Source organism: Stenotrophomonas sp. 2201_Sma (genome assembly GCF_056486685.1).
Window position 1 is genome coordinate 2201964 of sequence record NZ_CM151329.1, and the last position, 12994, is coordinate 2214957.

Sequence of the window (12994 nt, forward strand, 5' to 3'; positions counted from 1 at the left end):
TAGAGTGGCGGCTGGGGCAGGGCGATTCAAGCCGATGAACAGAACGCCGTCACCCATCGGCGGTTTCCGGCCCCGGAGGGCGCCTCGCAGCGTCGCATAACTGAAAACTGACGCCGTCTCATTTATTATCAATCACTAACAGCGCATTCCAAAGGTATGGTCTAAGGTGGCGAAGCAGGTCCCCGAACGCTCCAAGTCCGACGACAGCAAGGCGTCACGTCGCACGGCCGCGGCGGCAGCGACGACCGACAACCCCCGCCGCCAGCGCCTCTGGCGCGACCTGGGCCTGATCGCGATCGCGCCGGCCCTGCTGTACCTGGCGGCAAGTCTGTTCACCTACTCGGCGTCGGACCCCGGCTGGTCGCATACCGGCAGCGTGGTCGCGCCGGTGCACAACATGGGCGGCCGCGCCGGTGCCTGGATCGCCGACGTGCTGCTGCAGTTGTTCGGCTACATCGCGTTCCTGCTGCCGGTGGTGCTCGGCGCACTGGCCTGGATCGCCATGTTCGGCCTCAAGCGGGAAAGCAAGGGCGAGAACGACCTCGATCCGGCCCTGCGCCTGGTCGGTCTGGTCGGCTTCCTGATCGCCGGTACCGGCTTCCTGCATGTGCGCCTGTTCAATGGTGACGTCTCCAGTGCCGGCGGCATCCTTGGCAAGCTGGTGGGCAACTCGCTGACCGTCGGTTTCGGGGCGCTGGGCGCGAACCTGTTCGTGCTGGTGCTGCTGCTGGCCTCGATCACCCTGGCCACCGGCCTGTCGTGGTTCACGGTGATGGAGAAGATCGGCCGTGGGGTGATGTCCCTGGCGCCGCTGCTGGAGCGCAAGAAGGAACAGGCGACCGAGTGGAAGCAGACCCGTGCCCTGCGCGAGGAGCGCCAGGAAGTCCGCAAGGCGGACGCCGAGGTGCGCGCCAAGCGCGAGCCGGTGAAGATCGAACCGCGCCCGGAACCGGTGATCGAGAAGAGCGACCGGGCCAAGCGTGACAACCAGATACCGATGTTCCGCGGCGTCAACGGCGATGGTTCGGACCTGCCGCCGCTGGCCCTGCTGGATGATCCCAAGCCACAGCCCAAGGGCTACGACGAGGAGACGCTGGAGACCCTGTCGCGGCAGATCGAGTTCAAGCTGAAGGATTTCCGCATCGACGCGCAGGTGGTTGGCGCCTATCCGGGCCCTGTCATCACCCGCTTCGAGATCGAGCCGGCGCCGGGCATCAAGGTCAGCCAGATCAGCTCGCTGGACAAGGACATCGCCCGCGGCCTGTCGGTCAAGTCGGTGCGCGTGGTCGATGTGATTCCCGGCAAGTCGGTGATCGGCCTGGAGATTCCCAACGTCACCCGCGAGATGATCTTCCTGTCCGAGCTGCTGCGCTCGAAGGAGTACGACAAGGCCTCCAGCGTGCTGACCCTGGCGCTGGGCAAGGACATCGCCGGCCGCCCCACCGTGGCCGATCTGGCGCGCATGCCACACCTGCTGGTGGCCGGTACCACCGGCTCGGGCAAGTCCGTGGCCGTCAATGCGATGGTACTGAGCCTGCTGTACAAGGGCTCGCCGAAAGATCTGCGGATGCTGATGATCGACCCGAAGATGCTCGAACTGAGCGTCTACCAGGGCATCCCGCATCTGCTCGCGCCTGTGGTCACCGACATGAAGGAGGCCGCCAACGGCCTGCGCTGGTGCGTGGCGGAGATGGAGCGCCGCTACAAGCTGATGAGCGCGGTGGGCGTGCGCAACCTGGCCGGCTTCAACAAGAAGGTGAAGGACGCCGAGGACGCCGGCCAGCCGCTGATGGACCCGTTGTTCAAGCCGAACCCGGAGCTGGGCGAGGCGCCGCGCCCGCTGGAGACGCTGCCGTTCATCGTCATCTTCATCGACGAATTCGCCGACATGATGATGATCGTCGGCAAGAAGGTCGAAGAACTGATCGCACGTCTGGCACAGAAGGCACGTGCAGCCGGCATCCACCTGATCCTGGCCACCCAGCGTCCGTCGGTGGATGTGATCACCGGCCTGATCAAGGCCAACATTCCCACCCGCATCGCGTTCCAGGTGAGCTCGAAGATCGACTCGCGCACCATTCTCGACCAGTCCGGCGCGGAGACGCTGCTGGGTCACGGCGACATGCTGTACCTGCCGCCGGGCACCGCCATGCCCGAGCGTGTGCACGGCGCGTTCGTCTCCGACGATGAAGTGCATCGCGTGGTCGAGCATCTCAAGGCGATGGGTCCGGCCGATTACATCGAGGGCGTGCTGGACGAGGTTCAGACCCTGGGGGACGGCGTGGTGGTGGGTGCCACCGGCCTGCCGGAAACCAGTGCCGGCGGCGACGAGTCGGATCCGCTGTATGACGAGGCACTGAGGGTGGTCACGGAGACCCGCCGCGCGTCGATTTCCGGCGTGCAGCGCCGGCTGAAGATTGGCTACAACCGTGCGGCGCGACTGATCGAGGCCATGGAAGCGGCCGGCGTTGTCAGTGCGCCCGAGCACAATGGCGACCGGACGGTGCTGGCACCGCCGCCGCCGAAGTAAGGCCCGACGTACCCCCACGACGTCCAAGGATCCGACGAATGCTTCATCCCGTACCACGCGCGCTGGCGCTGGCGCTGGCTGGCCTGGTGGCCGCCAGCCCGGCCCTGGCGGAGACCGCCACCCCCGCGCCCGCTACGGCGCCGCCTTCCGCCAGCGGCGATACCGAAGCCAGCAACAACTTCAGCATCGTCCGCTATCGCGCCGACTACCAGGTGCGGCCCGACGCAGGCAATGTGCAGACCGAGACCTACGAGGTCCTGCTCAAGACCAAGGCCTCGGTCGAGCAGTTCAGCCAGGTGCGGCTGAGCTACAGCGAGAAGATGGAGACGCTGGAGGTGCTCGACGCCTACACCATCACCGCCGATGGCCAGCGCCGTGACGTTCCGGCAGATCGCATCTACACCCAGGAAAGCTATTCCAGCGCCTCGGCAGCGATGTACGCCGACCGCAAGGTGCGGGTGATCGTGTTCCCGAACCTGGCGCCGGGCACGCGCCTGTATTACCAGGTGCGCCGCACCCAGGCCACGCCGTACTTCCCGGGCTACTTCGGCCTGTGGGAGACCTTCAATGTGTTCACCGAATACGAGGATGCCGAGGTGACGCTGAGCGCGCCGGCCAACCTGCCGATGTTCGTCGACAGCCGCGGCGTGCAGGGCAGCGATCGCCCGGTGGTGAGGAACGGCCAGGCGCAGTGGCGCTGGCGCTACCAGCGCGGCGAGGCGATGCAGGCGCAGAACTGGTCGGCCGCCGGCTGGGAGTTCGGCCCGAACATCATGGCCAGCACCTATCGTGACTGGGCGCAGATGGGCCGGGCGTACCAGCTCAAGGCCGGTCCGGCGGCCGAGGTGACCCCGGCGCTGCAGGCGCTGGCTGATGAGATCACCGCTGGCATCAGCGACCGGCGCGAGCAGGCCGATGCACTGTACCGCTGGGTGGCGCAGAACATCCGCTATGTGGCGGTGTACCTGGGCAATGGCGGCCTGGAGCCGAACAGTGCGCAGAGCATCCTCGACAACCACTACGGCGACTGCAAGGACCATGTGACGATCCTGGAGGCGCTGCTGGCGGCCAAGGGCATCACCAGTTCACCGGTGCTGATTGGTGCCGGTGGCGGACCGACGCTGCCGAAGATCCCGGTGCTGGGCCGCTTCAACCACGCCATCACCTACATTCCCGAGTTCGATCTGTACCTGGATTCGACCACCGCCTGGGCGCGCTTCGGCCAGTTGCCCGAGGGCGACCTGGGCGCGCCGGTGATGCGCACGGCCGACGCGAGCCTGGCACGCACGCCGGCCAATGGTCCGCAGCGCAACGCAACATCGATGGAGGTGCGCTTCACGTTCGACGCCAACGGCAATCTGCGTGGCGAGACGATTCCGCAGCTGGGCGAGAATGCCGAGATTGGTATGCGCGCACAGTTCGCCCAGCTCAACGCGCAGAATCGAGCGCGTGCCGAGGAGTCGATCATGGCGGCGTCCGGTTTTGATGGCCGCGGCCAGCTGCAGCTGCTGGGCGTCCCGGTCGATCTGACCCGGCCGTTCGGCTACCGCATGGCCTTCCAGGCGGAAGACTACGTGGACTTCAGCGTGGCCGGGGGCATGGCGGTGCCGGATCCGCCGGGCGGCGAGTCGGTGCGCGGGCTGTACGCTACCGCGTCTGCACCGGCCAACGAGACGCCGTTCTACTGCAACGCGAGCCTGCGTGAAGAAACCTATCGCCTGCAGTTCCCGGCCAACGCGCCGATCATCGCCATTCCGGCCAGCCAGCGTTTTGCCAATGCCGCGGGCGAGTACCGGGTGGACTGGAGCCGGCAGGGCCAGGAGGTGATCGTCCACCATCGCCTGCAGCAGAATGCCGTGCGTGGACCGGAGGCACTGTGCCAGCCCCAGGACTACACCGCGTTCCGCGCGCTGTATCGCGAAGTGCGCCGCGGCTTCCGCGGACAGGTTCTGTATGGAAGGCTGCCTGCGCCGGCCAACTGAATCGCCGGTGGACGTGCGGGGCGGCATAATGTCGCCCTGATCGCCCATTCATCTTTGCCCGGGCACACTGACATCCACCTTTCCTTGCGCCCGCGCCCACAGGATTCCCGCATGAACGTCCGCCTCCGCCGTATTCTTGCCGCCAGCACTCTCGCCATGGCCTGCGCCGCCGCGGGCAGCGCGTGGGCGGGTGCCCGCGATGACCTGAAGAACTTCACCAGCGGCCTGAAGGGCCTGGATGGCCAGTTCAGCCAGCAGGTGTTCGACAGCCGCGGCAAGGTGAAGGAATCGACCAGCGGCCGCGTGGCCCTGTCGGCGCCGCGCCTGTTCCGCTGGGAGTACGTGCGGCCGCATGAACAGCTGATCGTGGCCGACGGCAAGAAGGTCTGGATGTACGAGCCGGATCTGGAGCAGGCCACCGTGCGCGAGCAGGGCAAGGAAGAGCAGAACAGCCCCTTGACCGCGCTGATCAACCCGGCGCTGCTGGAGCAGCAGTACGACCTCAGCGAGGAGGCGGCACAACGGGATGGCCTGCAGTGGCTGTCGCTGTCGCCGAAGCGCGATACCGAGGCCAGCTTCCAGTACGCTGCACTAGGCTTCAATGCCCAGGGGCTGGCGAGGATGGAGATCACCGACGCGGTCGGCCAGCGCACCGTGATCAATTTCAGCGGCTGGAAGCGCAACCCGACGTTCGCGGCCTCGACCTTCCGCTTCAGCCCGCCGGCCGGCACTGACGTCATCGGCAACTGATGGGTGACGCCGGGCATGGCCCGGCGCTACCGATGTGCGCATTTCGCCGATCCGCCGGGCATGGCCCGGCGCGACCGACGGGGGGCGCGGTACAATGAGCGGGTGCCAAGACAACGCTCCACTTCCTTCCCCGGCCCCGATCTGCTGAGTGTCGATCGGGATCATCTGCGCCCGCTCGCCGAGCGCATGCGTCCGCAGACCCTCGATGAAATGGTCGGGCAGAAGCGCCTGCTCGCTCCGGACAGCGCACTGCGCCGGGCGGTCGAGTCCGGTCGCGTGCATTCGATGATCCTGTGGGGCCCGCCGGGCTGTGGCAAGACCACGTTGTCGCTGCTGCTGGCCGAGTATTCCGATGCCGAGTTCCGCGCCATCTCCGCCGTGCTGTCCGGCCTGCCGGAGGTGCGCCAGGTCCTGGCAGAAGCGGCGCAGCGTTTCGCCGAAGGCCGGCGTACCGTGCTGTTCGTCGATGAGGTGCATCGCTTCAACAAGGCGCAGCAGGACGCGTTCCTGCCGCATATCGAGCGCGGCACCATCCTGTTCGTGGGTGCCACGACCGAGAACCCGTCCTTCGAGTTGAACTCGGCGTTGCTGTCACGCTGCCGTGTGCACGTGCTGGAGGCGGTCTCGCCCACCGACATCGTCGAGGCACTGCAGCGGGCGCTGGGCGATCGCGAGCGCGGCCTGGGCCAGGAGTCCATCGAGGTTGCGCCCGAGCTGCTGCTGGAGATCGCCACCGCTGCCGATGGCGACGTGCGCCGCGCCTTGACCCTGCTGGAAATCGCCGCCGAACTGGCAGGGGGTGAAGGCGGGCACATCACCCCGCAGACGCTCACCCAGGTGCTGGCCGACCGCACCCGTCGTTTCGACAAGGGCGGCGAGCAGTTCTACGACCAGATCTCGGCGTTGCACAAGTCGGTGCGAAGTTCCAACCCCGATGCGGCGCTGTACTGGCTGACCCGCATGCTCGACGGCGGCTGTGATCCGTCGTACTTGGCGCGCCGGCTGACCCGCATGGCGATCGAGGACATCGGCCTGGCCGATCCGCGAGCACAGAGCATGGCGCTTGAAGCGTGGGACATCTACGAACGGCTGGGCAGCCCTGAAGGCGAGCTCGCGTTCGCCCAGCTGGTGCTGTACCTGGCCAGCACCGCCAAGTCGAATGCAGGCTACGCGGCGTTCAACCAGGCCAAGGCCGACGTGCGCCAGAGCGGTACCGAAGAGGTGCCGCTGCACCTGCGCAACGCGCCGACCAAGCTGATGAAGGAACTGGGCTACGGTGCCGAGTACCAGTATGACCACGATGCGGAAGGCGGGATCGCGCTGGATCAGACCGGCTTCCCCGATGCGATGGGCGAGCGCGTGTACTACAACCCGGTGCCGCGCGGACTGGAGATCAAGCTGAAGGAAAAGCTCGACCGGTTGCGCGCCGAGCGCGAGGCGGCGCGGGCGGCGAAGCGGCGTTGATCGCCGTTATGCAACCAATCCGATTGTCGGGTCCACGCTGATTCGAGAGAATCCCCGGTTCACTTCTCAAGGATGACGTTCATGCAGGACATGACTCTGGCGTTGAAGCGCTACGCCCAGTTCGAGGGTCGGGCCAATCGCCGCGAATACTGGATGTTCCAGCTGTTCCTGTTTCTGGTGGCCACGGCGGTGTCGCTGCTGGCCGGCGTGCTGGCGATCCTCATGCGCTCCAGTCCGGATGCACTGAGCGCCATCCTGATCGGCATGATGGTGCTGCTGGGCCTGATGTGGCTGGCGACGATCGTGCCGCTGATCGCCGTCACCGTGCGCCGTCTGCATGACTGCAACCAGTCCGGCTGGCTCTATCTTCTGGCATTGGTGCCGATGGGCGGCCTGGTGATCCTGGTGTTCGCCCTGCTGCCGGGCACGCCGCAGGAAAACGCGTATGGCCCGGTGCCGGCGGGCCCTTGACGCCGCACCCGCCGGGCAGCGCCCGGTCCTGGATCGGCCTTCCCGCCTTGGCGGGAACAATGATGATGCGTCCCATGACGCCGCGGTATCGCGCGCGTGATACACAGTGTGACGTTTGATCGTTGTGATAATCATTCGCGTTTAAGGTAGACTGCGGTCCCTTGTGAAACAGCGGCCCAGGCCGCTGACGTCGCCCGCCGATGAAGCATTTCGTCCTGCCTCCGCACCGTGGTCCGCTGGCCCGCGGCCTTGCCGTCCTGATGATGGGTCTGCTCCTGGCTACCCCGTATGCGTACGCGCAGCAGCGCAATCCGCTGCAGAAGATCGGCCACACCGTGCTGGATGAGCCGGCCGCCAGCTATCGCTTCGAGCATTTCGTGATCGACAGTGCCGACACGCAGCGCCGCTGGCGGGTGAATCTGGCGATTCCGGTCCGCGCCTCCAGTGCACCTTCGCCGGTGTTGTACGCGCTGGACGGCAATGCGGTGGCGATGGTGCTCGACCAGCCGCTGCTGGCTGAACTTGCAGCACTCAAGGCGCCTCCGGTGCTGGTGCTGATCGGCTACGACAATGATCTGCGCATCGACTCGAAGGCGCGGACCCGTGACTACACGGCATGGATCGACCGCGCCGACGATGAGAGCGGCGCAACCCAGGCGGTCGGCGGGGGCGCTGCGGCGTTCCTTGATGTGATCGAACGCCGCATCAAGCCCGAGGTGGAGCGTCGCGCGCGCGTCGACACCGGGCAGCAGGCGCTGTGGGGGCACTCGCTCGGTGGCCTGTTCGTGCTCAACGCGCTGTACACCCGGCCGGCCGCGTTCCAGGCCTATCTCGCCGCCAGTCCGTCACTGTGGTGGGCGCAGGGCGCGGCGCTGGGCGATCCCGAACAGCAGTTCGTGCAGAACGTGCACGGGCAGCCGGCCAGGGTCTGGTTGATGCTGGGAGGCGCCGAGCGCGTCGGCGACCGCGGCAAGCGCGACCTGAACAACCCGCGGGTGGTCGCGCACCTGCGCCGCATCGGCGGCGCCACGCCTGACGCGGCGATGCAGTTGTCCGAGCGGCTGCGCCGGGTGCCGGGGCTGAGCGTGCAGTACCGCGAGTTTCCTGGCCTGGGCCATGGCCCGATGCTGCCGGCGTCCTTCCACGCGGCGCTGCATGAGCTGTACGGGGTGACCGATCGCAGTGCAGGCGATGGCGCCAGTGCAACGGATGGGCCGTCCAGCGAATGAATCCCTTCGCGCGGCCTGCCGTGCGACCCCACTACCCAGGCGAGGCTGCCCGCGTGCAGCGGCCCAGGCAACCGATGAATCCCGCGCCACGTGGCGCGGCCTACGTGTGCAAGGAGCCTGTCATGTCGTTCCGTTCCTCCCTTCGTCCTTCGCTTCGCTTCACCACTCTGGCCACCGGCCTGCTGCTGGCCGTCGCTGCCACCGCACAGCCGGTATTCGATCAACCGGCCAACGCCACGTTCAAGGGCCAGGTGGTCTCGCGCGGCGACAATGTGGTGCCGGGCAGCACCGCCGATGTGGTCGGTCGCGGCTTCGTGCCGGGCCAGAAGGTCAGCCTGCTGCGCGGCGACAGCGTGTTGAACGCCCAGCCGGTGGTGGTTGATGCCGATGGCAACTTCAAGACCCAGCTGGCCATTCCCGCCGATGCCGTGCCGGGCACCCATCCGGTCGTGGTGCGGGCGAGCCAGCCGGCCGCCGCGACGGTGCTGAAGCTGCGCGTCTCGCCGCAGCTGCCGCTGTCGGGCCAGGCGCAGTTCACCACCCAGTCCAACAAGCTGGTGCCGGGCCTGTACCAGTCCGCCTACAGCGCCGCCAGCAATGCGCTGTTCGTGACCTCCGCGGTCGGCCGGCCGCCGGTGACCCAGTCGCAGCTGCTGAAGATCGACCCGGCGTCGCTGAAGGTCAGCAAGGCGATCACTCCGGCGCAGGTGCCGGGCAGTACCAACGGCGCGGTCTATGCGGTGTACGGCGTGGGCGTGGATGATGCCAACGGCAACGTGTGGGTGACCAATACCCGTCAGAACAGCGTGGCCGTCTATCGCCAGAAGGATCTGTCGCTGGTGCACCAGTTCCCGGTCGATGCGGTGCCGCATGCGCGCGACGTGGTGATCGATGGTACCCGCGGCAAGGTGTTTGCCTCGGCCACCGGTGAGGATCACCTGTCGGTATTCGATGCGAAGACGTTCAAGGAGCTGCCCGCGGTGACGCTTGAATCGGGCGTGGATGACGGCAAGTTCACGCCGATGAGCCTGGTGCTGGACGAGAAGGGCGGCAAGCTGTTCACCGTCAGCATCGGCACGCCGGAGGCGGCGGTGATCGACGTGGCCAGCGGTGAGGTCGAGAAGGTGATCGATCTGGGCAACTCGATCAGCGCGTCGGGCGTGGCGTTCGACGCGGCGCGCAACCGGTTGTACGTGGCGTCGCAGGGCACCGACAACCTGCTGATCGTCGACGTCGCAGCCGGCAAGGTGCTGCACGATGTGCCGGTGGGCGCGGGTGCGCTGAACGTCGCCTTCGATGATGCATCCGGCCTGGCCTATGTCAGCAACCGTGGCGCCGGCACCGTGACCGTGGTCGACCGCGAGGGCAAGGTGGTCGCCAACCTCGACGGCGGCACTTTGCCGAACCACGTCCGTGCCGATGGCAAGGGCAACGTGTTCGCGGTGAACAAGTCGCGCGGCGCTGAAGACCCGAAGGGTGACCGCATCACCCGCATCACCCCGAAGCAGTAAGTCAGACGGCAGGGCGGCGCGCGCGTCGCCCTGCCAGCAAGGAGAACGTCCATGAACATCGTGCCCCGTCTGCGCCTGTGCGCACTTCCGTTGGCTGTTTCGCTGGCACTGGCTGCCTGTGGCGGCTCGTCGGCTCCCTCCGATGCCAAGAAGCCTTCCGAAGCGCCGCCGGCGGCAATGGCGGCCGCCGCGGACACCGCGTTGCCGGCAGGCTGGAAACGCGTGGCCGGTGCCGAGATGCCGGCCGTGCATGACCAGAAGGCCGTGCTGCCGGCCAAGGTGCATTCCGATGACGGCGCCGATATCGCAGTGACCGACACCCGCCGGATCATCGCCGGTGGCGACGACGTCATCGCGGTGATCGAGGCGCTGGGGCTGGGCAAGCAGGTATTTGCCGCCCCGACCAACACCACCACCGAGGCTGGCCGGGCTGCGCCGCACCAGTTCCTGTTCAACCGCACCACGGGTGTGGAGGGTGTGCTGAGCCTGCAGGGTTCGCTGTTCCTGGGCAACAGCCTGCGCCGCCACACCGAGCTGGCGAAGAAGCTGCGCGAGGTGGGGGAGCCGGCGGTGGTCATCGACGATCTGCAGCCGGCGCCGGACAAGGTGCGCAAGGTCGCCGCCGCACTCGGGCTGGCCGAAGCAGGGCAGACGCTTGCCACGCAGGTGCAGCGTCAGCTGGATGAGGCCGCAGCGATCGGCCGGGGCCTGGGCCATGCGCCGCGTGTGATCCATGTGTCGGCCACCGGTGCCGGCGGCGCACCGACCGTTGCGGGCGCCGACAGCGCATCGGCGCAACTGATCGCGCTGGCCGGCGGCGTCAACATCGGCACCGAAGCGGGAGTGAAGAACTACTCGCAGCTGAGCAATGAGGGTGTGGTCGCCGCGGCACCGGAGGTGATTCTGGTGACCGAGCACGATCTGCAGCTGTTCGGCGGTGCCGAGGGCCTGTGGAAGTCGTACCCGACGCTGAAGCAGACACCGGCCGGGCAGGCCAACCGGGTCTGGGTGATGCCGGATGTGCAGCTCAAGTACACCAGCGTAGGTTCCGGGGCAGGCGCGCTGGCGCTGGCACGGGCGCTGGCGGCGCTGCCGAAGGCATGAGTCCGGCGGACCGGCGCCGCCGTCGCGGGCGGACGATGTTGATGGTGGTGTTGCTGGCACTGCTGGGGGCAGTGCTGGCGTCGTTCGCCGTGGGCCCGCTGCGGCTGCCGCCGCTGGAGGTGATGCAGGCGCTGGCGGTGAAGATGGGGTTGCTCGATCCGCAGGCGGTGAGCAGCCGCGATCTGGCGGTGGTCTGGCAGCTGCGCATCCCGCGCGCCCTGTTGGGCGCGGTGGTGGGCGCATCGCTGGCGATGGCCGGTGCCAGCCTGCAGGGGCTGTTCGGCAATCCGTTGGCGGACCCGGGCATTGTCGGTGTCAGCCAGGGCGCCGCGCTGGGCGCGGTCGCCGCCATCGTGCTCGGTGCTGCAGGTGCGGCCGGCTGGTTGGTGCCGGTGGCCGCGTTTGCCGGCGGTGCGCTGGCGATCGGCCTGACCTACGCCCTTGCCCGGCCGGGCAAGGGCAGTGGCAATGCCACGCTGTTGCTGGTCGGCATCGCCATGGCGGCGTTCTGCTCGGCGCTGATCGGTTTCCTGACCTACATCGCCAGCGAGAGCGAACTGCAGTCGCTGGTGTTCTGGCAGATGGGTTCGCTGGCCCGCGCCAGCTGGAGTGATGTCGCCGCCGTGGTGCCGTTGTTCGCCATCGGCGTGTTCGCGCTGCAGCGCCTGGCAACGCCACTGGACATGCTGGCGCTGGGGGAACGCCAGGCCCAGCATCTGGGCCTGGACGTGGCACGGACCCGCCGCCGGCTGGTGGCGTTCAGTGCCCTGCTGGTGGGTGCGGCCGTCGCGTTTGCCGGTTCGATCAGCTTTGTCGGCCTGGTGGTGCCACACGTGGCGCGCATGCTGGTGGGGCCGGGGCACCGCTGGTTGCTGCCCCTTTCCGGCCTGCTGGGGGCGCTGCTGATCGTGGTGGCCGATACGGCCGCGCGCACGCTCGACCCGCCGGCGGAGATTCCACTCGGTCTGTTCTCGGCTGCACTGGGTGCACCGTTCTTCCTCTGGCTGGTGCTGCAGCAGCGCCGCAAGGCAGCCCCATGACGGCCCTGCTTCATCTGCGCGACGTCGTGGTGCGACGCGGGCAGCGCGAGATCCTGCACGGCATCAACCTGGCGTTCGAGCCGGCGACGGTCACTGCCTTGGTGGGGCCCAACGGCGCTGGCAAATCGACGCTGCTGGCAGTCGCTGCAGGCGATCTGGGTGCCGATGCGGGTGAGGTGAGCCTGCTTGGCAGGCCGCTGGCCGGCTACAAGGCCGGTCCACTGGCGCGCGAGCGCGCGGTGATGCCGCAGGAGCACGGCGTGCGCTTCGCATTCAGCGTGGAGGAGGTGGTGGCGATGGGGCGCCTGCCACACCCGCCCGATCCCGTACGCGATGACACGCAGGTGGAGGCCGCGATCGACGCGACCGAACTGCAGGCGCTGCGCCTGCGCGAGGTGCAGCAGTTGTCCGGTGGCGAGTCGGCCCGGACCACGTTCGCGCGCGTGCTGGCGCAGGATACGCCGCTGCTGCTTCTCGACGAGCCGACCGCTGCGCTGGATCTGCGCCACCAGGAGCGTACGCTGCGCAGCGTGCGTGCCTGTGCCGAGGCCGGGGCCTGCGTGATCGTGGTGCTGCACGACCTGAATCTGGCCGCCGGCCATGCCGACCGCATCGTGCTGCTGGAACAGGGCAGGGTGGCCGCCGACGGCTCACCCGCGCAGGTGTTGACCGTGGACACGCTGCAGCGGGTCTACCAGCAGGACGTGGTCGTGCTGGAGCATCCGAAGCGGGGCGTGCCGCTGGTGGTGGTCACCTGATCCGGGCGGCGAAAGGAATCCTCATCGTTCCACTGGTGCGCGCAATCAGCACTTTCGCGCCAGATTGGCAGGTCTAGAATGCGCCCCATGAACCGGATGCCGCTCCTGAAGTTTTTCACCCTGACCCGCGCAAGCGCGGAACGGGCGTGTCTGCC

At 67.8% G+C, this 12994-nt stretch carries 10 protein-coding genes; all 10 read left to right on the top strand.

The genetic code is table 11. From position 1 onward, the window contains the following. The first annotated feature begins 166 nt into the window (after positions 1-166). On the top strand, positions 167-2530 hold the full coding sequence (locus ACZLIF_RS10295) for a DNA translocase FtsK (protein WP_053517949.1): 2364 nt from the start codon (positions 167-169) through the stop codon (positions 2528-2530). A gap of 38 nt (positions 2531-2568) precedes the next feature. Beyond that, a complete protein-coding gene (locus ACZLIF_RS10300) occupies positions 2569-4512 on the top strand; it encodes a DUF3857 domain-containing protein (protein ID WP_128988575.1) in 1944 nt (647 codons plus the stop codon). A 111-nt stretch (positions 4513-4623) separates the two neighbouring features. After that, positions 4624-5262: an outer membrane lipoprotein periplasmic chaperone LolA gene (gene lolA, locus ACZLIF_RS10305; protein ID WP_065182198.1), complete on the top strand. Its 639-nt coding sequence runs from the start codon at positions 4624-4626 to the stop codon at positions 5260-5262. Between the two features lie 186 nt (positions 5263-5448). Further along, entirely contained in the window at positions 5449-6726 is a 1278-nt protein-coding gene (locus ACZLIF_RS10310; RefSeq protein ID WP_227255445.1) for a replication-associated recombination protein A, read from the top strand. A gap of 81 nt (positions 6727-6807) precedes the next feature. Further along, positions 6808-7197 carry a DUF805 domain-containing protein gene (locus tag ACZLIF_RS10315; RefSeq protein ID WP_128988577.1) on the top strand — a complete coding sequence of 130 codons (390 nt, stop codon included), beginning with the start codon at positions 6808-6810 and terminating at the stop codon, positions 7195-7197. Positions 7198-7397: 200 nt separating this feature from the next. Beyond that, positions 7398-8426: an alpha/beta hydrolase gene (locus ACZLIF_RS10320; protein ID WP_065182201.1), complete on the top strand. Its 1029-nt coding sequence runs from the start codon at positions 7398-7400 to the stop codon at positions 8424-8426. Positions 8427-8548: 122 nt separating this feature from the next. Further along, positions 8549-9937: a YncE family protein gene (locus ACZLIF_RS10325; RefSeq protein WP_128988579.1), complete on the top strand. Its 1389-nt coding sequence runs from the start codon at positions 8549-8551 to the stop codon at positions 9935-9937. Between the two features lie 51 nt (positions 9938-9988). Beyond that, complete coding sequence (locus ACZLIF_RS10330; protein ID WP_128988581.1) at positions 9989-11041, top strand: heme/hemin ABC transporter substrate-binding protein; 1053 nt, start codon at positions 9989-9991, stop codon at positions 11039-11041. Next, a complete protein-coding gene (locus ACZLIF_RS10335; protein ID WP_128988583.1) occupies positions 11038-12081 on the top strand; it encodes a FecCD family ABC transporter permease in 1044 nt (347 codons plus the stop codon). Before ACZLIF_RS10330 ends, ACZLIF_RS10335 begins: the two co-directional genes overlap by 4 nt. After that, entirely contained in the window at positions 12078-12839 is a 762-nt protein-coding gene (locus ACZLIF_RS10340; RefSeq protein WP_128988585.1) for a heme ABC transporter ATP-binding protein, read from the top strand. The genes ACZLIF_RS10335 and ACZLIF_RS10340 overlap by 4 nt, the downstream gene beginning before the upstream one ends. Positions 12840-12994: the final 155 nt, after the last annotated feature.